Source organism: Caulobacter sp. Root1472 (assembly GCF_001426985.1).
Classification (GTDB): Bacteria; Pseudomonadota; Alphaproteobacteria; order Caulobacterales; family Caulobacteraceae; genus Caulobacter; species Caulobacter rhizosphaerae.
Genome location: NZ_LMFX01000007.1, coordinates 15,050 through 36,360 on the forward strand (window position 1 = coordinate 15,050; position 21,311 = coordinate 36,360).

Here is a 21,311-nt window from a genome sequence, read left to right on the forward strand (position 1 = left end):
GATACGTGCTGGCAGGGCGAATGGTTACAGGGAGGCACGGACTTCGCCCAAAAAAGACCCTCCCCCTTTGGGGGAGGCGGCCGAAGGCCGGTGGGGGGAGTGGCAGGCGTTCGATTGGACAGTAGCCGCCTTCCTATTACTCCCCCACCTACTCCCCCCTCCGTCGGCTTCGCCGACACCTCCCCCACAGGGGGAGGATCTATTTGGCGGGAGCCCTCACCACCGCCTCGAACGCCGCCCGCGCCTCCACCTTGGCCTTGGCCAGCTTGGTCTTCAGCGACCGGAATTCGCGCACCCCGCCGGCCCGGGCCAGTAGCGCCCGGAACGCCTTGGGCTCGGTGTCCGGATCATGCCCGTCCTCCAACGCCACCTTCAGCAGCTGCGACAGGTCCTGCTCCAGCCGCCAGGCCCCCTCCAGCGCCGCCAGGGCCGCCGGATCACCCAGGCCCGCGCGGCCCAGAGCCGCCAGGGCCTCGCCGGTGTTCTGCGCCAGAGGGCCGCCCTGCGCCGCATGGACCAACTGCAGGAACTGGGCGGCGAACTCGATGTCGACCAGGCCGCCGGGCGTCAGCTTGAGATCCCAGTCGCCCTTGCCGGGCCGCTCGTCCTCCATCAGCTGGCGCATTTCCAGCACGTCGACGGCGGTCTTCTTCGGATCGCGCGCCCGGCGCAGGGCCGTGGCGATGGCCGCTTCGGCCCTGGCCTGGAAGGCCGGCGACGAGGCCCAGATCACCCGCGCCCGGGTCAGGGCCTGCAGCTCCCAGGTCTCAGCCTCGCGCTCGTAATAGTCCTCGAAGGCCGCGAAGCTGACCGCCACCGGCCCCTTGGTCCCCGAGGGCCGCAGCTTCAAATCCACCTCGTACAGTGTGCCCTCGCCGGTCGGGGCCGACAGGGCCGAGGTCAGGCGCTGGGTGAAGCGGGCGTAGAAGCTGTCGGCCGCCCAGCCCTTGATCGCCGACACCGCCTCCCCTTGGCCCGCCGGATCGTCTGCGGCGTAGAGGGTCATCAGGTCCAGGTCGGACTTGGCCGTCATCTCCCGTGAGCCGGCCTTGCCCAGCGCGACCACGGCCACCTGGCCCGGGAATGCGCCGCCCAGCCGCTCGACCTCGGCCAGGGCCGCCGGGGCCAGGCCGCCGACGATCAGGTCGGCCAGGTCGGCGAAGGCCGCCCCTGCGTCGCGCGCCCCGGCCGTGCCGCTGATCACCCGCACGCCGATCCGGAAGCTCTGGTCGCGGAACAGCCGCCGGGCGGCGTTCATCGCGCCCTCAAAATCGGCCGGATCCCAGGGCGGCTCGGTCGGCATCTCCATCGGCCCGAAGAAGGCCGGGTCCAGCAGGGCGTCCAGCGCTGTCGGCCGCCGCGCCAGGGTGCTGGCCAGGCGCGGGGCGAAGGCCATCACCTCGACGATCAGCTCGAACAGGCGCGGCTGGGCCAGGAACAGCGACTGGATCTGCACCCCGCTGCTGAGTCCCGCGAAGAAGTCGCTGAACCGGTTGAAGGCGTCGTCCGGCGCGCCCGTGGCGTTGGCGGCGTCCAGCAGGCGCGGGGCCAGGCGGGTGAACAGCTCGCGGCCCCGCTCGGTGCGGGTGGCGGCGATGTGGCCGTGGTGCCAGCCGCGGATCGTGGCGGCCACCCGCTCGGGATGGGAAAAGCCCATGCGCTTGAGCGTGGCCAGGGTCTCCGGATCGTCCTCGACGCCGGTGAACACCAGGCTGCCGAACCGCGACGACAGCGCCTCCTCGCCCTTGAACAGCGCGCCGTAGCGGCGGTTCACGCCCTTGAGGATCTGGCCGACCGCCGCATCGAAGCCGCGCAGGCCTGCGTGCCCCCACAGGGCGGCCACCCTCTTGCGGTCGGCGTCGGACTCCGGGAGCTTGTGGGTCTGGTCGTCGGCGATCATCTGGGCCCGGTGCTCCAGGGCGCGCAGGTCGCGATAGGCCTTGATCAGATAGTCGCGGTCCTCGGGCGTCACGTGGCCGGCGTCGGACAGGGCGGCCAGGGCCTCCAGGGTGCGGGGGCTGCGCAGGTCCGGATGGCGGCCGCCGAGGATCAGCTGCTGGGTCTGGACGAAGAACTCGATCTCACGGATGCCGCCGCGTCCCAGCTTCAGGTCCGCGCCCTTGGCGGTCAGGCGGTCGTCGACCTTGTAGGCGTGGATCTGGCGCTTGATCGAGTGGATGTCGGCGATGGCCGCGAAGTCGAGGTTCTTGCGCCAGATGAACGGCTGCAGCTCGGCCAGGAACGCCGCGCCGCGCCCCAGGTCGCCGGCGCAGATCCGCGCCTTGATGTGCGCCGCCCGCTCCCAGTTCTGGCCGACGCTCTCGTAATAGTCCAAGGCCGCGTCGATCGGCATGGCGGGCGGGGTCGAGGACGGGTCGGGGCGCAGGCGCAGGTCGATGCGGAACACGTAGCCGTCCGTCGTGCGCTCGGCCAGCAGCCGGCCCAGGTGGTTGGCGATGCGCACCGCCACGCCCTGCGGCTCGACGCCGTCGGCGACCGGCAGGGCTTCCGGCGCGTAGAAGATCGAGAAGTCGATGTCGCTGGAATAGTTGAGCTCGAACGCCCCGTGCTTGCCCATGGCGATGCAGAACAGGCCGGGGGCGGGGCCGTCCGGGCCTTCACCGACGTGGGTCAGGGCCCCGCGCGCCACCTCCAGCCGCACCGCCTGGGCCAGGGACGCGTGCAGGGTCGCGTCAGCGAAGCGGGTCAGGGCCGCGGTGACCGCGTCCAGGTCCCAGACCCCGCCCAGGTCGGCGAGGGCGGTCAGCAGGTGCAGGTCGGCCTTCAACTCGCGCATCGCGCGGCGGGCCGTCTCGAAGTCCGGCTCGGCGGCGACCGCCTCGGCCGCGGCCAGGATCTGGGCCAGGCGCGCCTCGGGATCGGCGGTCAGGATCGACGGCAGCCTCTGGCCGTCGCGCCGCGCCAGGCCGCTCAGATAGGGCGAGGCGGCGAAGATCGGCGCCAGGGCGGGCCAGGCGGCCTCGACCAGCGGCGCGGCCTCGCCGACCCGCCGGATGATCGCCTCATGGGCCCGTTCGGCGGCCTTGGGATCAGCGATGGGACCACAGGGGGCGAGACGTTCGAGCAGACGAGTCATGGCGGCCACTGTGGCGCGGGCGGGCGGCGAGGTCATCCCGTCTCGTGTGGCGTCCACGACCGCTTGACAGGTGATGTTACAGGCGTAATCGTTGCAGTTGGAGACCGAACGCCATGAACATCACCCAGGCCGAAAGCCGCATCATGGACGCGTTGTGGACGCGCCAGCCCCTGACGGTGGACGAGATCATGGCCGAGGTCGCCGAGGCGCAGGGCTGGGGCGAGGCCACAGTCAAGACGCTGATCAACCGCCTGCTGAAGCGCAAGGCGATCCGCTCGGACCGCATCGACGGCCGGGCGCGCTACGCCCCGATCATCCAGCGCGCCGACTATGTGCAGGCCGAGAGCCAGAGCCTGCTCAACCGCCTTTTCGACGGCCAGCTGACGCCGCTGGTGGCGCATTTCGCCCAGCACCGCGCGCTGTCGACCGACGAGATCAAGCAACTGAAGACTCTGATCGAGGGTCTCGAACATGATGGCTGAACTGCTGGCCCTGACCCTGTTGCGCACCCAGGCGGCGGCCGCCGCCGCGGTGCTGCTGGTCCTGCTGCTGCGCGGGCCGATGCGCGCGGCGTTCGGGGCCGGCCTGGCCTATCGCCTGTGGGCCCTGGTGCCGGTGGCGGCGATCGCCACGGTGTTCCCGAGCCTGTCGGAGACCCTGGGCTCGGGCGCGCCGCCGCCGCTGATGGGCGAGGAGCGCGCGGTGCTGGTGCTGGCGGTCTGGCTGGCCGGCGGCGTCGCCCTGGCCACGGTGATCCTGCTGCAGGAACGCGCCTTCCGCGCCCGGGCCGAGGCCGGACGCGCCGGCCCGGCCGTCATGGGCGTCTTCTGGCCCCGCATCGTGCTGCCGGCCGACTTTTCGACCCGCTTCGACGAGCAGGCCCGCAAGATGGTCGACCTGCACGAGCGCGCCCACATCAAGCGCGGCGACCCGATCGCCAACCTGGCCATCGCCGGCATCCAAGTCCTGGGCTGGTGCAATCCGCTGATCCACCTGGGCGCCCTGTGCGCGCGGCTGGACCAGGAGATGGCCTGCGACGCCTCCGTCCTGAGCCTGCGGCCCAAGCTGCGCCGCCCCTATGCCGAGGCGCTGCTGGAGGCCCATACGCGCCGGACGGGCTCGCCCCTGGCCTGCTTCTTCGCCGCCCATCCGCTGTTGCTGCGGGTCAAGCTGCTGGCCCGGCCCGAGCCCAGCTATCGACGCCAGACGGCCGGCGCCGCGACGATCGCCCTGATCGCCGTGGTCACCGCCCTGGGCGTCTGGACCGTCACGCCGCGCGGCCCGCTGCCCAATCAGGAGATCTCCTGGCCGGGCCGGTTCGTCGGCGACAGCCCGGTCGACGGCATCACCCTGCCCAAGCTGCATCACTGACATCGCCGCGTCTCGATCGCCCCACCGCCCGGTGGCTTGACGGCAATAATTACATCTGTAAGTTTTTAGAACTACAGATGTAGTCCGCGCACGGCGCGGCGACAGGCGGGCCGCGATCATGACCTTCGTTCTCAGGATGCCCGTGGCGCGCGGTCGCCGCAGCCGTCGCAAGGCGCTGGCGGTGAGGATCTTCGACCTGGGCGTCATGGCCCTGGTCGCCTTCGCCGTCGGCCTGATGGTGATGTTCACGGTACGGTACGAGATGAAGGTCGAGCCCAAGGCTCCGGCTGCGGGCGCCCAACTCCTCCAGGCCCGATCGATGGCGCGGGTGCGCTGGGCCAGCGTCAAGCCGCGACTGGTCGCCCGCCTGGCACAACCGCACGCCCTGGAACTGGGCAAGGTGTGGGCGCGGCGCGACGGCCGGGTCTGCGGCCTGGTCAACGGCTGGGGCAGTTTCGGCGGCCTGACCGGCATGACCCGCTTCTACGCCCAGGGCGACGAGCCGGTGTTCAAGCAGGACGGCCGGCCCGGTTTCGAGGAGGAATGGTGGGCCTGCAAGCGCGATCGCTACGTGGTCATTCGCGAAGGCTCGGAGGAAACCGGCTTCTGCCCGACGAAGCTGGGCCGGCGGCGGTGCTTCGACGTCGTGTACGGGCGGTAGGTCGCTGCGCCCTACTCCACGCGCGGCAGCAGCAGCGCCACCCGCAGGCCCGGGCCGAAGCCGCCGTATTCGCCGGGCCCCTCGGCCAATTCCAGTCGCCCGCCGTGCGAGGCGGCCACCGCCTGGACCAGCGACAGGCCCAGTCCCGCCCCCGGCTCGCTGCGGCTGTTCTCCAGCCGCACGAAGCGCTGGACCACCCGGGCGCGGTCGGCCTCGGGCACGCCGGGGCCCGTATCGGTGACCGAAAACTCCAGCTCGCTGGACGAGGTGCGCCGGGCCCGCAGCATCACCGCCCCGCCCTCCGGCGTATATTTGATGGCGTTGTCCAGGATGTTGGCCAGGGCCTGGGCGATGAACTCGCGGTTGCCGCGCACGCCCAGGGCCGGGACGATCTCGGCCTTGAAATCCAGGCCCTTGTCCTCGCAGCCGGCCTCGTAGAGCTCGGCCATGTCCGAGGCCAGTTCGCTGGCGTCGAACACCGTCTGGTTCGGCGCCTCGCCGGCCGCCTGCAGGCGGGCGATGGCCAGCACCGCGTTGAAGGTCTTGAGCACGCCATCCGCGTCCATCAGGGCGGTCTCCAGGGCCGCCACGGGATCGCCCTTGCCGTTCTCGGCGTCGATCAGGGCCACCTCCATGCGGGCCCGCAGTCGGGTGAGCGGCGAGCGCAGGTCGTGGGCGATGGCGTCGCCGGCATGGCGCAGGCCGCCCATCAACCGCTCGATGCGGTCGAGCATGTCGTTCAGGCCCTCGGCCAGTTCGTCATACTCGTCGCGCGTGCCGCGCACCCGGGCCCGGGCGTGCAGGTCGCCGGCCCGCACCGCGTTCACCACGTCGACCAGGCCCTGCATGCTGCGCGAGACGTTGCGGCTGATCAGCACCCCGCCGGCCAGGCCCAGGATGATGACCAGCGCCCCGGCCCCGCGCAGGGCCCGGACGATCTTCATCACATAGCCTTCCGACTCCTGGACGTCGGCCCCGACGAACAGGGCCTCGCCGCCGCTTAGTCGTTCCTGCACGCCGCGCGCCGCGCGCTTGACCTCGGCGCCGTCGATGTCGGTCTCGGTGAGCTTGAAGGTCTCCCAGGTCGGCCCCGGACCGGTGAAGTCGTCGATCGGCGACTCCTCGATCGAGCCGGAGATCCGCTTGCCGTCCTTGTCGAGCAGCAGGTACAGGAACGGCCGCTCGCCGGTGGCGCGCTCGACGATGGTCTGGTTCAGGGCGTTGACCCCGCCCACCCGATAGGCGGCCTCCAGGCTCTCCATTTCGCGGGTGATCTCGGCGTCGGCGCGGCGGTTCACCTCGCCGGCGGTGGCGATGTAGATATAGCCGAGGAACGCGCTGGCGGCCGCCGCGAACAGGGCCAGGAACAGCAGGGTCAGCCGGAACGGCGTCGATCGGATCAGGCGCGGCAGGCGCATGGGCTAGCTCTTCTTGCCCATCAGGGCGGCGATGTCTCGGCGGCTGTCGAGGACGCGGAGAAGATGGATGCCGCTTCCGTCTTCCAGAACCTCATACACGATGACCCACGGCGTAATTGAAAAGGATCTGGGATTTCCCGCGAAATCAAACCGAATCCGGCCCAGTTGGGGTCGACGCGCCAGACGTTCGAAAGCGATCTCCAGTCGGTCGGTGACGGCTGTTGCTCGAGTGTCGCCGCTTTCTCGTGCGATCCATAAAGCCAACTGCTTCACGTCGCGACGTGCGTTCAAGCTGCGCTCGATTGTCGGCCCCGGCATTCGTGACGCTAGCGGCCTTCCTTGCGCAGCTCTTCACGCACCTCGGCCATGATCTCGTCCATGCTCCAAGGCGTGGCCTTGCCCTCGGCAAGCTCTTGGCGAGCTTGCTCAAGTGACGCGTTGATCTCGTCGCGATTGCGCTCGATCCAGGCGTCCATCTCGGCTTCCGTCGGCAGCGGACCATACAGGTCCGACAGATCGTCGAAGTCGTCCGCCTCGGGTTTCGCCGGCTTGTTCATGGTCCCTAGCCTAACACAGCCTCGGAACGCCGCCTACGGATCGAGCCGGTAGCCCGCCCCGCGCACAGTCTGCAGCATGGCCCGGTCGAAGCCCTTGTCGATCTTCGAGCGCAGGCGGGAGATGTGCACGTCGATGACGTTGGTCTGCGGATCGAAGTGGTACTCCCACACCTTTTCCAGCAGCATGGTGCGGGTCACCGACTGGCCGGCGTGGCGCATCATGAACTCCAGCAGCTGGAACTCGCGGGGCTGGAGATCGATCTCCTTGCCCTGGCGATGGACCGTGCGGTTGATCAGGTTCATCTCAAGCTCGCCCACCTTGAGGGTGGTCGCGACCGCCCCCGTCTCGCGGCGGCGCGACAGGGCGTCGACCCGGGCCATCAGCTCGGCGAAGGCGTAGGGCTTGACCAGATAGTCGTCGGCCCCGGCGCGCAGGCCGGTGACGCGGTCGTTGATCTCGCCCAGGGCCGACAGGAACAGCACGGGCGTCTGGTCGCCCTCGCGGCGAAGGGTCTCGACCACCTCGACGCCGTTCTTTTTGGGCATCATCCGATCGACGATCATCACGTCGAACTTGCCCTTGCCCGCCTCGGTCAGGCCAGCCTCGCCGTCGGGGGCGTGGACGCACTGGTAGCCCGCCTCGGTCAGGCCGTGGCTCATCGCCCCGGCCGCCTCGAGATCGTCCTCGATGATCAGGATACGCATCACCAGCCCCCAAAGCAGGAAAGGGCGTCATCGTACGAATCGATGACGCCCCAGTCGTGTTGTCGTCACGTCCACCCATGGTGGCGCGATCCGCGCTCTGGCGAAAGCCCCCTTGCGAGGGCCTCCGTGATCGTCGGCCTACGGCGCGATCTTCAGCGGCACGATCGTGGGACGACCGGCGCGAATGATCCGCAGGTTGACGCTGGGACGCTGCAGCTTCTTGGCCGCCTCGACCGCCGACGACACCTGGGCGGCCGACGCGACCGGCTCGCCGTTGACGCTGGTCAGGACGTCGCCCTTGCGCAGGCCTTTTTCGCCGGCGTCGGAATTGGCCTTCACGCCGTCGATCAGCACGCCCCTGACGGCCGGGTCGATGCTGTAGGTGCGGCGGGCCGACTCGTCGATCGGGACCAGGGTCATGCCCAGGGCTTCCGACTTCTGGACCTGCGGCTTGGCCGGCGCGTCGGCGCCGCCCTCGTCGCTGTCGTCGTCGTTGAGCGACAGCTCCTTCTCGGTGGGACGCACGCCCGACTTGATCTCGATCGTCCGCGGCTTGCCGCCCCGCAGGACAGACAGCTTCAGGGTGTCGCCCGGACGGCCCTTGGCCACCTCGCGCGTCAGTTCCGTGCCGCTCTTGATCTCCACGCCGTTGACGGCGGTGATCACGTCCTCGGGCAGCAGGCCGCCCTTCTGGGCCGGACCGCCGGGCACCAGGTCGGCGACGATCGCGCCCTTGACGTCGCCCAGGCCCTGGGCGTCGGCCATTTCCTTGGTGAAGGGCTGGATCTGCGCGCCGATATAGCCGCGCACCACCTTGCCGCCGTTGATCAGTTGCTTGGCGGTGGCCTCGGCCACGTCGGCGGGGATGGCGAAGCCGATGCCCACCGAACCGCCGGTCGGCGAGAAGATCGCGGTGTTGACCCCGATCACCCGGCCGTAGATGTCGAACGACGGACCGCCCGAGTTGCCCCGGTTGATCGGTGCGTCGATCTGGATGTAGTCGACGAAGTTCGACGAGCTGTCGCCCAGGTCGCGGTTATAGGCCGAGATGATCCCGGCCGTGGCGGTGCCGCCCAGGCCGAACGGGTTGCCGATGGTGATCACCCAGTCGCCGACCCGCGGCTTGGCCTGGTTCTCGAAGTTGACGAACGGGAACGCCGCGCCCTTGGCCTTGGGGTCGACCACCTTGAGGACCGCCAGGTCGGTGCCCTCGTCGCGACCGACGATCGTGGCCTTCAGCTCGCGGCCGTCCTTGAGCACGACATTGATGCCGTCGTCGTCGGCGTCGGCCACCACGTGATTGTTGGTCACCAGGTAGCCGTCGGCCGAGATGAAGAAGCCCGAGCCCGAGGACTGCTGCTTGGGGCCCGGGGCCTCCTCGCCGTCCTCGCCCTTCTGGCCCTTGGGCACGATGTCGAAACCTTCCAGGCCGGGAATGCGCAGCTTCGGCGCGGCGGCGGCTTTGGAGGTCACGTCGATCTGCACCACCGCAGGCGAGACCTGTTCGAAGATGTCTGCGAACGACATCGGCGCGCCGGGCGGCGGCGCGAACATCGGCGCGCCAGCGGCCATCGGCGCACCCGAGGTGCGGATCACCTGCGCCGGCTCGGCGGCGCCCGCGGGACCCATGCGCATACCCACGCCGACCAGCGCCGCGCAGGCCACGCCCGCCCCGGCCACCGCACCGACAAAGAAACCAGACTTCCTAGCAGCCATCTTACGTCTTTCCTCACCCACGGCGCGCGGCGCCGGGTCCTTGGCTTGAGAACCTAGTTGCGCTGGCGAAAGGCGCAATGGTCTTCGATGAGATCATGCGTCCACGCTCAAGATGGTCTTGCGGCGTCTTCGCGGCGCAATCGTGTCATTCGTCCTTCAACAACACCTGAAGACGCGCCTCCTCCACCTCGGAAAGCGCGGGCGAATCTTCACCGTCCGCCGCCGAGGCGGTCCGTCGGCGCAGCAGCAGCGCCATCAGGACGCCGCCCAGGATTAGCGCGATCGCCGGCGTGGCCCAGAGCAAGGCGTTGCCGGCCGAGAACGGCGGCTTGAGCAGCACGAACTCGCCATAGCGCTCGACCAGGAACGCGCGGATCTGCTTGTCGCTGCGTCCCTGCTTCACTTGGTCGCGTACGACCTGGCGCAGGTCGCCGGCCAGGGCCGCCTCGGAGTCGTCGATGGACTCGTTCTGGCAGACCAGGCAGCGCACCTCGCGGAACAGCGTGCGGGCCCGGGCCTCCTGGGTCGGGTCGGGCAGGCGCTCGGCCGGGTCGGCGGCGGCGCCGGCCATGCAGGCGATGGCGGCCAACGCGATCAGGAGCCGCCTCACGCCGCCGTCTCCGCCTTCCGCGCCACTCCGAACCGCAGGCGACGATCCGACAGCGACACCACGCCGCCGATCGCCATGACCAGCGGGCCCAGGAAGATCAGCCGCACCCACGGATTGACGAAGGCCCGCACCAGCCACGCCGGCTGGCCGCCCGGGCCCGCGCGGCGCTCGCCCAGCACCACATAGAGGTCGTCCAGCACCTTGGGACAGATCGCCACCTCCGAAGTGGTCTGCTTGCCGGTGGGATAGAAGCGGCGCTCGGGCCTGGCCTCGCAGACTGGCGCGCCGGCCTTGGTGATCTTCACGATCCCGCGCTCGGCGATGTAATTCTCGCCCTCCCCCGTGCCGACCTCGGTCAGGACCAGCTCGTAGGCGCCCAGCTTCAGCTGCCCGCCGACGCTGAGGGCCTGGGCCGCCTCGACCCGCCAGGTGGTCTCGAAACTCGCGCCCAGCACGAAGATCCCCAGCCCCGCATGGGCCAGGGTCGTGCCCCAGGCGCCGCGCGGCAGGCCGGTCAGGCGGCGGCGGACCTCGGCCCAGGGCGCGCGGAAGGCCTTCACCCGCTCGGTCAGCTCCAGCAGCGCGCCGCCGATCAGCCAGAAGCCGACCACGAGGCCGGCGCTGGCCAGGGCGCTGCGCGGGGCGACCACGGCGAAGGCGACCAGGCCCAGGATCGCGGCCAGCGCCAGGGCCAGCCACAGGCGGCGGACCACCAGCCGCGCGTCGCCGCGCTTCCAGGCCAGCAGCGGGCCGGCCGGCAGGACCGCCATGGCCAGCACCATCAGGGGAACAAACGTCATGTTGAAGAACGGCGCCCCGACCGACACCGCCTCGCCGTCCGTCGCCTCGCGGATCAGCGGGAACAGGGTGCCGACCAGCACCACGGCCGTGGCCGTCGACAGGATGATGTTGTTCAGGACGATGGCGCTCTCGCGGCTGACCGGGGCGAACAGGCCGCCGCTGTTCAGGCTGGGCGCGCGCAGGGCGAACAGCACGAAGCCGGCCCCAGCCGCTATGCCCATGATGGTCAGCAGCAGTATCCCGCGCGTCGGATCGACGGCGAAGGCGTGGACGCTGGTCAGCACGCCCGAGCGCACCAGGAACGCGCCCAGCATGGAGAAGGTGAAGGCCGCCAGCCCCAGGAACACCGTCCAGCCCGGCAGGGCGCCGCGCTTTTCCAGCACCACGGCCGAGTGCAGCAGGGCCGAGCCGATCAGCCAGGGCATGAAGCTGGCGTTCTCGACCGGGTCCCAGAACCACCAGCCGCCCCAGCCCAGCTCGTAATAGGCCCAGAAGGCGCCCAGGGTGATGCCGACGGTCAGGAAGCTCCAGGCCGCCAGGGTCCAGGGCCGCACCCAGCGCGCCCAGGCCGCGTCGACCCGGCCCTCGATCAGGGCCGCCATCGAGAACGAGAAAACCACCGAAAAGCCGACATAGCCGCAGTAGAGGAACGGCGGGTGAAAGGCCAGGGCCGGGTCCTGCAGCAGCGGGTTCAGCGACGCGCCCTCGACGGGAACGTCCAGCAGCCGGGCCATCGGGTTGGAGGCGAAGACGGTGTAGGCCAGGAACAGCACGCCCAGCGCGCCCTGGGTCGCCACCGCATAGGCCCGCAGGCGCGGCGGCAGGGCCTCGCCGAAGCTGGCCACGGCCGCGCCGTAGCCGGTCAGCACCAGGCACCACAGCAGCATCGAGCCCTCGTGGCTGCCCCAGGCGCCGGCCACCTTGTAGAGCATCGGCTTGGCGGTGTGGGAGTTGGCCGCGACATTGGCCACCGAGAAGTCCGAGACCACGAAGGCGTGGACCAGGGCCAGGAACGTCAGGGCCGTGCAGAGGAAGACCCCAAGCGCCGCCCCGCGCCCGGCGCCGGCCAGCATGGACGAGCGCCGCGCCCCGCCGATCGCCGACAGGATCAGCTGCAGGGCCGACAGGACCAGGGCCAGGACCAGGGCGTAGGCGCCGAATTCGGTGATCATGAGGTGGGCTTCCCCGCCCCGTAAGCCGGCTTGGCGCCGTCGCCGCGCCACTCGCCCTGTTCCTTCAGGGCCTTGGAGACCTCGCGCGGCATGTAGCGCTCGTCGTGCTTGGCCAGCACCTGCTTGGCGACGAAGGTCCCGGACTCGTCGAACGCCCCTGACGCGACGACGCCCTGGCCCTCGCGGAACAGGTCCGGCAGGTCGCCCTTGTAGCGGACCAGGGCGGTGGAGCGCTGGTCGGCGACCACGAACTCGACCAGGCCGTCCGGATGTTTGAACACGCTGCCGGCCTTGACCAGCCCGCCCAGCTGCACCTTGCGGCCGGCCGGCACGTGGGCGGCGGCGGCCTGGGCCGGGGTGTAGAACAGCGAGATGGCGTCGCGCATGCCCCACAGGGCCAGGCCCACAGCCAGGGCCACCACCGGGGCGGCGACGGTCAGGACCGTCAGGCGGCGGCGCGCCTTGCGCGATTTGGGCAGGAAGCTCATGGCGTGGAGGTCTTTTGAGACGGAGTTTGCGCCGCTTGGCGCAGGGCGGCCAGCACCTTGGGCTGGTCCTTGTAGCGCGCCTGGGCCTTGGCCAGGGCGGCGTCGCGGCGGGCGGCGTCGCCCAGCACGGCATAGGCGCGCACCAGCTTGACCCAGCCGTCGGGATCGTCGGGATTGGCCTCCAGCCGGGCGGCCAGGCCGGCGACCATGCCCTGGATCATGTCCTGGACATTGTCGCCGCCCTCTGCCGGCTGGCCGGCGGGGGCGGCGCTGGGCCGCAGGCCGCCGTCGGCCTGGACCTGGGCGATCTGGTGGCCAAAGCCCATGCGGCGCGGATCGTCGGGCGGCAGGTCGGCCAGCAGGGCCTTCCAGTCGCCCAGCCCGCCCGGGACGTCGCCGTCGGCGATCCTGGCCAGACCCAGGTGATAGCGGGCGCTGACGTTCTTGGGGTCGCGCTTCAGCGCCTCGGTAAAGGCCTTGCGAGCATCGGTCCCGATCTCGCCCTGACCGTCGGCCACGAAGGTCTCGCCCAGCCCGGCCCACAGGTCGGCGCGGGCGGGGGCCAGGATCACGGCCCGGCGCAGGGCCTGGGACGCGCCGGTGGCGTCGCCGGCCATCATCCGAACCAGGGCCAGGTTCTTCAGCGGTTCGGGGTCGGTGGGGCGCTGGATGGCGATCTGCTCCAGCACCGCGGCCACTTTCTGCGGCTCGAGCTGGGTGAGGTCGGTCCTGCGCCATTCGGCCACGCGCTTGAGGAACGGCTGGTCGACCATGCCCAGCCCGCCGACCAGGCCGTAGATCCCGATGGCCAGCACGGGGGCGGCGGCGGCCAGGGCCAGCACCAGCGGCCGCAGCTTGGGATTGGCGGGCGGCCACGGCGCCTGGCGGTCGGCGGCGGCGATCAGGCGGCGCCCGGCCTCGGCCCGCGCGCCCTTCAGCTCGGCGTCGGCCAGCAGGCCTCGCGCGGCCAGGTCGTCGATCTCGGACAGCTGCCGCCGGTGCACGGCCAGGCTGGCGTCGTCGCCGCCCGCGCCCGCGGTCGCGGACGCCCGCGCGGCGCCGCGCAGCACCAGGGCGGCGACGACGGCCGACAAACCCGCCGCAGCGATCCAGAAAGCGATCATGTCGCGCGTGTTAGCCGGGAACACGGCGGCGCCGTTAGCGAAAAAAGCGCTTAAGGGGAGCCTTCCCCCTGCTCCGCTCATCCCGGCGAATGCCGGGACCCAGATCCCATGGCGGAGAGTCTGATGGGACGACCGCTGAGTTCTTGGCGTCCGACACACCGCCATTCCATCTGGGTCCCGGCATTCGCCGGGATGAGCGGGGTTTGGGGATAGATGGATGGGACGTTGAAAGCCGGCCCTAAGCCGCCGCCGCCATCGCCGCGGCCGCGCGGCGGCGGACGATCTCGGCGGTCTTTTCGTCGCGGCTATAGGCGATATAGCCGGCGGCCAGGTCGACATAGAGCCGCGCCAGGCCCTGGTCGCCGCCGTCGCCCGTCCGTACGATGTGCAGGATGTCTTCGATGTACTGGTCCAGGCGGCCGTTCAGCTTCTCCAGCACCTTGGCGCGGCTGGAGCCGTAGCCGCTCTGCAGGGCGCAGCCGCGGATCTCGGCGATAAACACCAGCACCGCGGTCAGCCGCCGGACCTGGGTCTCGTCGGGCTCGGCCGTCAATTGCGGCACGCCCTTGCCCTTCTTGCCGCCCAGGATCGAGATCGGCCGCAGCGGCAGGGCCGCCAGCAGCTCCTTCTCGGCCGCGTTCATCCGCGCCTCGACAGCCTGGGCGATGGCCTGTTTGTACTTGACCAGGCGCCGGCCCCAGGGGCCTTCCTTGGCCATGTTCACCGACTGCTCCAGTTCGGTGATCTGCTGGGCGACCCTTTGGGCGGCGTGGGCGGCCTTGCGGCCCTCGGCCTCGCCCTTGGCGGGGTCGAAGGCGTTGATGAAGTCGATGTTCTTTTCGATGTCGGCCAGCACCCGCTCGCCGAACACGCCGACCTCCGACGAGGCCCAGAACTTGTCGCCCGGCCGGTCCATGACCGCCGAGATCACCCGCAGGATGCGGAAGTCGTCCGGCAGGTGGGCGGCGAGCATCTCGAACAGCAGCGGCCCGGCGTCGGGGCGGATGGCGCAGGCGTCCTTGTAGGCCAGTCGGGCCGAGGAGGCGCGCTCCTCGCTCATCTTGCTGACCCACTCCTGCAGCTTGGGCAGGGCGCCGCGCACGATGGTCGACAGCTCCAGGCACGAGGCCAGGGCGTCAACGTCGCAGAGGGCGTCCAGCGCCTTGAAGCCGGCCTCGGTCTGGGCGCGCAGGCCGCGGGAGGCGACCTTGCACAGTTCGTCGAAGACGTCCGGCGGCCCCTGTTCCAGGTCCCACGGATTGCACCGCGCCGCGGCCTCCTCGACCTTCTTGGGCGCCTGCTGCCTCAGGGCGGCCCACAGCAGGGTCAGGGCGCGAGGCGGGAACGCCGTCTGCCCGGCGTCGCGCGCGACGCACAGCGGGACGATCGGGGCCAGCACGCTGTTGCGGACATAGCGGGCGGTGACCTCGTCCTCGACCAGGCCGCGCACGGTCGCCAGCGCGCCCTGCCCGCCGGCGGGGCCGGCCAGGGCGAGCTCGAGGCTGCGCAGCGCGGCGTCGGGCGCGGTTTCCACCAGCTTCCGAACCATCAGCAACTTGTTGGCGGCGATCGCTGCCATAACCCCCCACAGGACGAGCCCGCTCCGGGCCGCGTCAACCATGTCGCCAACGAGGTTAAGACTTTCCGAAACCATAAGTTTTCGCAGCGCGAACGGCAGCGTCGAAAGGTCGCTGGGCGGCCGGCGCGGCATGCGCGAAATGTGGGGTTGAGCGGAGGAACGCCTGGCTCTCCTCCCCCGTGAACCGGGGAGGGGGCAAGCGCCGCCCTACCCCTCCGACCTCGGCAGCACCAGGGTCACGCGCAGGCCGCCCAGGGGCGAGGCGCCCAGAGTGACCGAGCCGCCATAGGCGCGGGCCAGTTCGTCGACGATCGACAGGCCCAGGCCCGAGCCGGGGGTATGCTCGTCCATCCGCTGCCCGCGCTTGAGGGCGTCGGTCCAGCGGTCGGGCGGCAGGCCGGGACCGTCGTCGTCGACGGTCAGGGTCATCTGCTCGGGCGAACTGGCCACGGCCTCGGCCCGCACCTTGCCCTTGCACCACTTGCCGGCGTTTTCCATCACGTTGCCGGCCAGCTCCATGAAGTCCTGGCGCTCGCCCTGGAAGCACAGGTCGTCGGGGCACCGCCAGTCGATCTGCACGCCCTTGTCCTGGAAGATCCGCTCCAGGGTCACGGCCAGTTCGTCCATGATCGGCTCGACCGGCGTACGCTCGCCCGAGGTCTGGGAGCGGGCGGCGGCGCGGGCCCGGCGCAGGTGGTGATCGACCTGTTCGCGCATGGTCTGGGCCTGGCGCTCGACGACCTCGGCCAGGGCGCCCGGCCGCTGGCCGGCTTCGGTCAGCATCACCGACAGCGGGGTCTTCAGGGCGTGGGCCAGGTTGCCGACGTGGGTGCGCTGGCGCTCGACCACCTCCTGGTTGTGCGACAGCAGGGCGTTCAGCTCGACCGCCAGCGGCGCCAGCTCCTCGGGATAGTCGCCGTCCAGCTTCTCGGCCTTGCCGCGGCGGACCGAGGCCACCTCGCGGCGCAGGCGGAACAGCGGCACCAGGCCGACCCGCACCTGCACCACGACCGCGGCGATCAGGCCCACGCCCAGGATGACCAGGGCCAGGGTGGTGATGCGCCCGAAACGGTCGGCGTCGGCGTCGATCGGCGAGCGGTCCTCGGCGGCGATGAACACCACCGGCCGCGGATAGCCGGGCAGCCGGGCCAGCAGGGCGGCGGCGCGCAATGGCCGGTTCTGCGGGCCCTTGAGGTCGAAATAGAGGGTCTTGCCGGGCTCGGACATCAGCCGTTCGGACTGCTCGACCGGGATCACCAGGTCGCTGTCGAACAGCGACCGCGAACGCTCGACCACGTTCAGCCCGCCACCGCCGGCCGGCTGGTCGAAGATCGTCCAATAGCGGCCGGAATAGGCCCGGGTGGCGCGGATGTCGGTCAGGACCGGGGCTTTCAGCACCCCGTCGTCGACGGTGGAGCCGGCATAGAGGTCGTCGGTCAGCACGGCCAGCGACTGGTCGAACCGGCGGATGGCCGCGTCGCGGAACTGGGCGGTCAGGAACACGCCCGCCAGCACCAGCACCACCAGGTTCCACGCCGCCGCCAGCAGCACCAGCCGCCGGACCAGCGAACGCTTGCTGAGGTCCCACATCGCCTAGAGCCCAGCCAGGCGGAAGGACAGCGTCGCGAAAACCTCGTCCTTCGACAGGCTCGGGATGAGGTTTTCGAATGGTCCGCCGCTCACAGTCGCCCTCATCCTGAGCCTGTCGAAGGACGAGGCGCGCCCCGGCTTCGACGGCCGATCAGCTTTCCGTCGTCTCGCCTTCCAGCGGCGTCAGGCGGTAGCCCAGGCCGCGCACGGTCTCGATCCGGTCGCTGCCCAGCTTCTTGCGCAGCCGGCCGATGAACACCTCGATGGTGTTTGAGTCGCGGTCGAAGTCCTGGTCGTACAGGTGCTCGACCAGCTCGGTGCGGCCGATCACCCGGCCCTGGTGCATCATCATGTAGTGCAGCAGGCGGTATTCCAGCGAGGTCAGGCGCAGGGGCTCGCCGTTGACGCTGGCCCGGGCGGCGCGCGGGTCCAGGCGCAGGCCGCCGCACGACAGGGTCGGCGAGGCGTGGCCGGACGAGCGGCGCAGCAGGGCGCGCAGGCGGGCCAGCAGTTCCTCGGTGTGGAACGGCTTGGTCAGGTAGTCATCGGCGCCGGCGTCGAAGCCCGCGACCTTCTCGTTCCACGAACCGCGCGCGGTCAGGATCAGCACCGGCGTGGCGACATTGCCCCGCCGCCAGCGCTCCAGCACCGACACGCCGTCCACCTTGGGCAGGCCCAGGTCCAGCACCACGGCGTCGTAGGGCTCGGTCTCGCCCAGGAATTGGGCCTCCTCGCCGTCGGCGGCATGGTCGACGGCGTAGCCCGCGTCGCCCAGGGCCAGCTTCAGCTGGCGCGACAGGTCGGGGTCGTCTTCGACAAGCAGGATGCGCATGGAGGGGTCTCTGTCTCGTGACGCTGGATAGGAAACTTAGTTGGCGCTGAGGATCTGGCCGGTCTGGGCGTCGACGATGAAGTCGATGCGGCGACCGTCGGTCGTGGCCCAGCGGACCCTGTAGTTGGGGCCTTCCAGGCCGGCGTCCAGCACCCGGCCCGGCGTGCGGCGGCCGATCTGCTCGATCACCCGGCTGAGCGGCACCAGACGTCCCGACTGCACGCCCCCGCGCGCCTGGTCCTGCCGGGCGCGCCAGTCGGCGCCCAGCGAGTCCGGGCCGCGCTGCGCGGACGCCGCGCCGGGGAGGGCGGCGGCGGCCAGGGCGGCGGCGAAGAGGAAATGGATCGGCTTCATGGGCTCCGGTGTAGAGCGTCGCGGCTGAATAGAGGCTGAACACGGCCGTTATGGACGGGCAACGTCGTTCTGTCACGGATTCGACGAACAAAGGTCGGGCGGCCGCCCTTCGATCGCTCTTGCCGCCAGGCCTGGAGACCGACGCCTTCGCCGCGGACTTGCCAGCGAAATAGCACGGCTCTAGCGTGCAATCTTCGCGTGCATGCCCGCAGGCTTACAGCCCAACGCGCCGCGCGCCGCGCCGGATCCTCAAGGGTCCTTGGGAACCAACTTTTCTGGGGAGAGAGGCATGCCGCGGTTCGGAGAGGTCAGGCGGGGCTTCCTGGCCGGGGCGCTGGCGCTGGGCCTGGCCAGCCTGGCCGCCACGGCCGTCGCCGACGCGCCGCCGCCCAGCCCCAGCCTGAGCCCAAGCCCGGTCGACGGCGTGGTCCAGGCCATCGGGATCTCGCCCGCCAGGCTGGGCGCCAACGCCGACCAGCTGACCTTCCTGCCCGCCGGCGCGCCCGGCCCAGTGACTCTGACCGTCGACCGGCCGGCCGACAAGCAGGCCCTGGACCTGGGCGCCCGGCCGGGCGACCGGATCTGGCTGACGGTGGACGATCCGCTGAACCCGCGGCATGTGGTCCAGATCACCCGCCTGGCGCGGCCCGTGCCGGCCCTGCAGCGGACGATCGCCCTGGTCGCCGCCTTCGCGGTCATCGCCGCCTTCGCCAGCCTGGCCACGGCCGGCCGCCCCTGGCGGTTCCTGGTCGGCAACGACAACCGCATGAGCAATTCCCAGACCCAGATGGCGCTGTGGTTCGGCGTCGTGGCCATGGTCTATGGCGCCACCCTGATCCTGCGCGTCTGGTTCCTGGGCTGGGAGTTTATGGGCGGCATCGCGATGACCGCCAACGTCCTGGCCATGACCGGGCTTTCGGGCCTGTCGTTCGGCGCGGCCAAGGTGGTGGCCGTGCAGAAAGACGCCGACGCCGCGGCCGCGCCCGGCGCCGCCCCCGCCCCGCCCGGTCCCGCCCCCCGGCCCCGGATCGCCGACCTGGTGCTCACGACTACGGCGCCGCCGACCTGGGCGACTTCCAGATGATCCTGATCAGCAGCCTGGCCACCCTGATCTTCGCCGCCGCCAGCTGGGAGTTCCTGACGATGGTCGACATCGTCCGCGCCACCACCCTCCCCGACGTCGACACCGCCCTGCTGGGCGGCTTCGGCGTCGGCCAGGGCGCCTACCTGATCAAGAAGGCGGCGCTGCCGAACGGGGTGGGGTGAAGTGGTTCAACGCCCGTGGACGGCGTTCTATGGCCCGCCCCGCGCCCGTTCGTATTGACAATGTGGATACATCCTCCAACACTGTTCGGATGGATAAGAGCCACTCCCCTACCTTGGCTGACTTGCCTGCGGGAGCCCCGGCGAGCGCGGAGCCATCCTCGTCCGGCGCGGAGGTCAAGGGCAGCATCAACCTGCGTATCGAGGCGCAAACGCGCCAGCTCATCGATGACGCAGCCGCCGTCCTGGGAAAGACGCGAACCGAGTTCATGATCGAAAGCGCCCGGACGCTCGCCATCGACGTGCTGCTGGACCAGCGCCTGTTTGTCCTCGACTCCGCGCGCTACGATGCGTTCGTCCACGCGCTCGACAATCCTCCCGCGCCGGGGCCCAAGTTGCGCGCGTTGCTAGGTCGAGTTCCCGCGTGGAAGACGTAGGGTCGGACGCCGAAGATTCGCAGGCGAAGCTGTCCGCTCCGGTCCCTTTGAAGGCGGAGCATGATCTTTCCAACTTCGATTGCGGCGAGCCGGCGCTGGACGACTGGCTGAAGCAACGCGCGCTCAAGAACGAGAGCCGCTTTTCCAGGACCTATGTGGTTTGTGAAGGCGCCAGCGTTGTCGCCTATTTCTGCATCTCCGCAGGAGCGGTGGACCGAGAGGCCGCGCCGGGCAAACTCCGCCGCAATGCGCCCGACGCGATCCCGGTCTCCGTGATCGGCCGCCTGGCGGTCAGCCGCGCCTATGCCGGCCGAGGCCTCGGCGCCGACATTCTCTCAGACGCCCTTCGACGGATCGCTATCGCTTCGCAAAGCATCGGGATCGGCGCGGTCCTCGTTCAAGCCAAGGATCGGCGGGCCAAGCAGTTCTATATGGCTTGCGCTGAATTCATCGAATATCCGGCGGAGAGCCGCACGCTGTTCCTGCCCATTGAAACCATCATCGCGGCTTTATAGCTGAACGCCTTTCGACGACGGAACCGAGGTCGCCGGAGAGGGCGTCTCGGGCCAACCCCTACCGCCGCTTCGGCGCGTAGGGCCGCTTCTCCCGCCATGTCTCGGCGAACTTCTCCAGCTCCGCGTCCGGCGTTTCCGGCAGGGTGACCACCAGGCGGGCGAACAGGTCGCCGCGGTGGCCCTTGGCGTCGGAAAGACCGCGGCCCTTGAGTCGCAGCTTGGCGCCGGTGTTGGAGCCCTTGGGAACGGTCAGGGTCACCGGGCCGTCGGGCGTGGGGGCCTCGACCTTGCCGCCCAGCACCGCGTCGGGAACGCTGACCGGCAGGTCCATGACCAGGGCGCCGTTCTCGGGGCGATAGATCGGGTGCGGCTTGATGGCCAGCTCGATCAGGGCGTCGCCCTGCCCGCCGCGGCCGGGGCTGCCCTGGCCCTTCAGGCGCAGGGTCTGGCCTTCCTGGGCCCCCGCCGGGATGGTGACGTCGATCGTTCGGCCGTCCGAGAAGGCCACGCGCTTCTTGCCGCCCTTGATCGCCTCTTCCAGGTCGATGTCGAGCCGGGCGCGCACGTCCGCGCCCTTGGCCGCGAAGCCGCCGCCGCCGAAGCCGCCGCCCGCCCCGGCGCCCGCGCCGCGATTGCGGCCCAGGATGTCGCCGAACAGGTCGTTGAGGTCGATCTCGGGCCCCTCGCCGCCGCCGCTGCTGCGGAAGCCGCCGCCGCGCCCGCCGAAGCCGGCCCCGAACGGGTTGCCGCCGCCCCCGAAGCCGCCGCGCATGGTCTCGCGGCCGTCGGCGTCGATCTCGCCGGCGTCGAACTTCTTGCGCTTGTCGGCGTCGCCCAGGATGTCGAAGGCGGCGCTGACCTGCTTGAACTTCTCCTCCGACTTCTTGTCGCCCTTGTTGGCGTCGGGGTGATGCTGCTTGGCGAGCTTGTGGAACGCCTTGCGGATTTCCGCCGCGCTCGCGGTGCGGGAAACGCCAAGCTCCAGATAGGGGTCGCGCGCCAAGGAGGCTCCTCACGTCAG

General features: G+C 70.5%; 22 protein-coding genes. 7 read left to right on the forward strand and 15 right to left on the reverse strand.

Going from position 1 to position 21,311, the window contains the following annotated elements; all coding sequences use genetic code 11:
• Positions 1-199 precede the first annotated feature (199 nt).
• Positions 200-3,097: a bifunctional [glutamine synthetase] adenylyltransferase/[glutamine synthetase]-adenylyl-L-tyrosine phosphorylase gene (locus ASD47_RS06405; RefSeq protein ID WP_156402150.1), complete on the reverse strand. Its 2,898-nt coding sequence runs from the start codon at positions 3,095-3,097 to the stop codon at positions 200-202.
• Between the two features lie 113 nt (positions 3,098-3,210).
• On the opposite strand from ASD47_RS06405, the gene ASD47_RS06410 reads away from it, so the two are divergent.
• The 3 genes from ASD47_RS06410 to ASD47_RS06420 all read left to right on the forward strand — a co-directional run bounded on the left by ASD47_RS06410 (position 3,211) and on the right by ASD47_RS06420 (position 5,129).
• On the forward strand, positions 3,211-3,579 hold the full coding sequence (locus tag ASD47_RS06410) for a BlaI/MecI/CopY family transcriptional regulator (RefSeq protein WP_056753226.1): 369 nt from the start codon (positions 3,211-3,213) through the stop codon (positions 3,577-3,579).
• Entirely contained in the window at positions 3,569-4,468 is a 900-nt protein-coding gene (locus ASD47_RS06415) for a M56 family metallopeptidase (RefSeq protein WP_056753228.1), read from the forward strand. Before ASD47_RS06410 ends, ASD47_RS06415 begins: the two co-directional genes overlap by 11 nt.
• A 118-nt stretch (positions 4,469-4,586) precedes the next feature.
• On the forward strand, positions 4,587-5,129 hold the full coding sequence (locus tag ASD47_RS06420) for a hypothetical protein (protein WP_056753231.1): 543 nt from the start codon (positions 4,587-4,589) through the stop codon (positions 5,127-5,129).
• Between the two features lie 11 nt (positions 5,130-5,140).
• On the opposite strand, the gene ASD47_RS06425 is transcribed toward ASD47_RS06420, so the two are convergent.
• The 13 genes from ASD47_RS06425 to ASD47_RS06480 form a co-directional block, all read right to left on the reverse strand.
• A complete protein-coding gene (locus ASD47_RS06425) occupies positions 5,141-6,547 on the reverse strand; it encodes a HAMP domain-containing sensor histidine kinase (protein WP_056753233.1) in 1,407 nt (468 codons plus the stop codon).
• A gap of 3 nt (positions 6,548-6,550) precedes the next feature.
• Positions 6,551-6,838, reverse strand: coding sequence for a type II toxin-antitoxin system RelE/ParE family toxin (locus ASD47_RS26025; protein WP_162251624.1), 288 nt, complete (start codon positions 6,836-6,838; stop codon positions 6,551-6,553).
• 35 nt (positions 6,839-6,873) lie between these two features.
• On the reverse strand, positions 6,874-7,104 hold the full coding sequence (locus tag ASD47_RS06430; RefSeq protein ID WP_056753236.1) for a hypothetical protein: 231 nt from the start codon (positions 7,102-7,104) through the stop codon (positions 6,874-6,876).
• Between the two features lie 33 nt (positions 7,105-7,137).
• A complete protein-coding gene (locus ASD47_RS06435) occupies positions 7,138-7,809 on the reverse strand; it encodes a response regulator transcription factor (RefSeq protein WP_056753238.1) in 672 nt (223 codons plus the stop codon).
• Between the two features lie 138 nt (positions 7,810-7,947).
• Entirely contained in the window at positions 7,948-9,525 is a 1,578-nt protein-coding gene (locus tag ASD47_RS06440; RefSeq protein ID WP_056753240.1) for a trypsin-like peptidase domain-containing protein, read from the reverse strand.
• A 145-nt stretch (positions 9,526-9,670) separates the two neighbouring features.
• Positions 9,671-10,135 carry a cytochrome c-type biogenesis protein gene (locus ASD47_RS06445; protein ID WP_082564496.1) on the reverse strand — a complete coding sequence of 155 codons (465 nt, stop codon included), beginning with the start codon at positions 10,133-10,135 and terminating at the stop codon, positions 9,671-9,673.
• Positions 10,132-12,108: a heme lyase CcmF/NrfE family subunit gene (locus tag ASD47_RS06450; RefSeq protein ID WP_056753243.1), complete on the reverse strand. Its 1,977-nt coding sequence runs from the start codon at positions 12,106-12,108 to the stop codon at positions 10,132-10,134. Before ASD47_RS06450 ends, ASD47_RS06445 begins: the two co-directional genes overlap by 4 nt.
• Positions 12,105-12,596, reverse strand: a complete 492-nt coding sequence (gene ccmE, locus ASD47_RS06455) for a cytochrome c maturation protein CcmE (RefSeq protein WP_056753246.1) — start codon at positions 12,594-12,596, stop codon at positions 12,105-12,107. The genes ASD47_RS06450 and ccmE overlap by 4 nt, the downstream gene beginning before the upstream one ends.
• Positions 12,593-13,720: a c-type cytochrome biogenesis protein CcmI gene (ccmI, locus tag ASD47_RS06460; protein ID WP_056753248.1), complete on the reverse strand. Its 1,128-nt coding sequence runs from the start codon at positions 13,718-13,720 to the stop codon at positions 12,593-12,595. Before ccmI ends, ccmE begins: the two co-directional genes overlap by 4 nt.
• Before the next feature lie 238 nt (positions 13,721-13,958).
• Positions 13,959-15,299: a hypothetical protein gene (locus tag ASD47_RS06465; RefSeq protein WP_056753252.1), complete on the reverse strand. Its 1,341-nt coding sequence runs from the start codon at positions 15,297-15,299 to the stop codon at positions 13,959-13,961.
• A gap of 207 nt (positions 15,300-15,506) precedes the next feature.
• Complete coding sequence (locus ASD47_RS06470) at positions 15,507-16,889, reverse strand: ATP-binding protein (protein WP_056753255.1); 1,383 nt, start codon at positions 16,887-16,889, stop codon at positions 15,507-15,509.
• Positions 16,890-17,040: 151 nt separating this feature from the next.
• Positions 17,041-17,721, reverse strand: a complete 681-nt coding sequence (locus tag ASD47_RS06475) for a response regulator transcription factor (RefSeq protein WP_056753258.1) — start codon at positions 17,719-17,721, stop codon at positions 17,041-17,043.
• A 36-nt stretch (positions 17,722-17,757) separates the two neighbouring features.
• On the reverse strand, positions 17,758-18,075 hold the full coding sequence (locus tag ASD47_RS06480) for a PepSY domain-containing protein (RefSeq protein WP_056753261.1): 318 nt from the start codon (positions 18,073-18,075) through the stop codon (positions 17,758-17,760).
• A 289-nt stretch (positions 18,076-18,364) separates the two neighbouring features.
• Between ASD47_RS06480 and ASD47_RS06485 the strand changes: the two genes are divergently transcribed.
• From ASD47_RS06485 to ASD47_RS06500, 4 genes are all read left to right on the forward strand, one after another.
• Positions 18,365-19,159: a hypothetical protein gene (locus ASD47_RS06485; RefSeq protein WP_056753264.1), complete on the forward strand. Its 795-nt coding sequence runs from the start codon at positions 18,365-18,367 to the stop codon at positions 19,157-19,159.
• Positions 19,156-19,341 (forward strand): hypothetical protein, encoded by a 186-nt coding sequence (locus ASD47_RS06490; protein ID WP_056753267.1) that lies wholly within the window; start codon positions 19,156-19,158, stop codon positions 19,339-19,341. Before ASD47_RS06485 ends, ASD47_RS06490 begins: the two co-directional genes overlap by 4 nt.
• 113 nt (positions 19,342-19,454) lie before the next feature.
• Positions 19,455-19,775, forward strand: a complete 321-nt coding sequence (locus tag ASD47_RS06495) for a DUF1778 domain-containing protein (RefSeq protein WP_235525787.1) — start codon at positions 19,455-19,457, stop codon at positions 19,773-19,775.
• On the forward strand, positions 19,763-20,290 hold the full coding sequence (locus tag ASD47_RS06500; protein WP_056753273.1) for a GNAT family N-acetyltransferase: 528 nt from the start codon (positions 19,763-19,765) through the stop codon (positions 20,288-20,290). The genes ASD47_RS06495 and ASD47_RS06500 overlap by 13 nt, the downstream gene beginning before the upstream one ends.
• Positions 20,291-20,348: 58 nt before the next feature.
• Here ASD47_RS06500 and ASD47_RS06505 read toward each other — a convergent pair whose 3' ends face one another.
• Positions 20,349-21,293, reverse strand: a complete 945-nt coding sequence (locus tag ASD47_RS06505; RefSeq protein WP_056753275.1) for a DnaJ C-terminal domain-containing protein — start codon at positions 21,291-21,293, stop codon at positions 20,349-20,351.
• Positions 21,294-21,311 lie beyond the last annotated feature (18 nt).

Coding starts and splice junctions, on each gene's coding strand:
- ASD47_RS06405 (WP_156402150.1), bottom strand. CDS start 3,097: ATGACTCGTCTGCTCGAACGTCTCGCCCCCTGTGGTCCCATCGCTGAT.
- ASD47_RS06410 (WP_056753226.1), top strand. CDS start 3,211: ATGAACATCACCCAGGCCGAAAGCCGCATCATGGACGCGTTGTGGACG.
- ASD47_RS06415 (WP_056753228.1), top strand. CDS start 3,569: ATGATGGCTGAACTGCTGGCCCTGACCCTGTTGCGCACCCAGGCGGCG.
- ASD47_RS06420 (WP_056753231.1), top strand. CDS start 4,587: ATGACCTTCGTTCTCAGGATGCCCGTGGCGCGCGGTCGCCGCAGCCGT.
- ASD47_RS06425 (WP_056753233.1), bottom strand. CDS start 6,547: ATGCGCCTGCCGCGCCTGATCCGATCGACGCCGTTCCGGCTGACCCTG.
- ASD47_RS06430 (WP_056753236.1), bottom strand. CDS start 7,104: ATGAACAAGCCGGCGAAACCCGAGGCGGACGACTTCGACGATCTGTCG.
- ASD47_RS06435 (WP_056753238.1), bottom strand. CDS start 7,809: ATGCGTATCCTGATCATCGAGGACGATCTCGAGGCGGCCGGGGCGATG.
- ASD47_RS06440 (WP_056753240.1), bottom strand. CDS start 9,525: ATGGCTGCTAGGAAGTCTGGTTTCTTTGTCGGTGCGGTGGCCGGGGCG.
- ASD47_RS06450 (WP_056753243.1), bottom strand. CDS start 12,108: ATGATCACCGAATTCGGCGCCTACGCCCTGGTCCTGGCCCTGGTCCTG.
- ccmE (WP_056753246.1), bottom strand. CDS start 12,596: ATGAGCTTCCTGCCCAAATCGCGCAAGGCGCGCCGCCGCCTGACGGTC.
- ccmI (WP_056753248.1), bottom strand. CDS start 13,720: ATGATCGCTTTCTGGATCGCTGCGGCGGGTTTGTCGGCCGTCGTCGCC.
- ASD47_RS06465 (WP_056753252.1), bottom strand. CDS start 15,299: ATGGCAGCGATCGCCGCCAACAAGTTGCTGATGGTTCGGAAGCTGGTG.
- ASD47_RS06470 (WP_056753255.1), bottom strand. CDS start 16,889: ATGTGGGACCTCAGCAAGCGTTCGCTGGTCCGGCGGCTGGTGCTGCTG.
- ASD47_RS06475 (WP_056753258.1), bottom strand. CDS start 17,721: ATGCGCATCCTGCTTGTCGAAGACGACCCCGACCTGTCGCGCCAGCTG.
- ASD47_RS06480 (WP_056753261.1), bottom strand. CDS start 18,075: ATGAAGCCGATCCATTTCCTCTTCGCCGCCGCCCTGGCCGCCGCCGCC.
- ASD47_RS06485 (WP_056753264.1), top strand. CDS start 18,365: ATGCCGCGGTTCGGAGAGGTCAGGCGGGGCTTCCTGGCCGGGGCGCTG.
- ASD47_RS06490 (WP_056753267.1), top strand. CDS start 19,156: ATGATCCTGATCAGCAGCCTGGCCACCCTGATCTTCGCCGCCGCCAGC.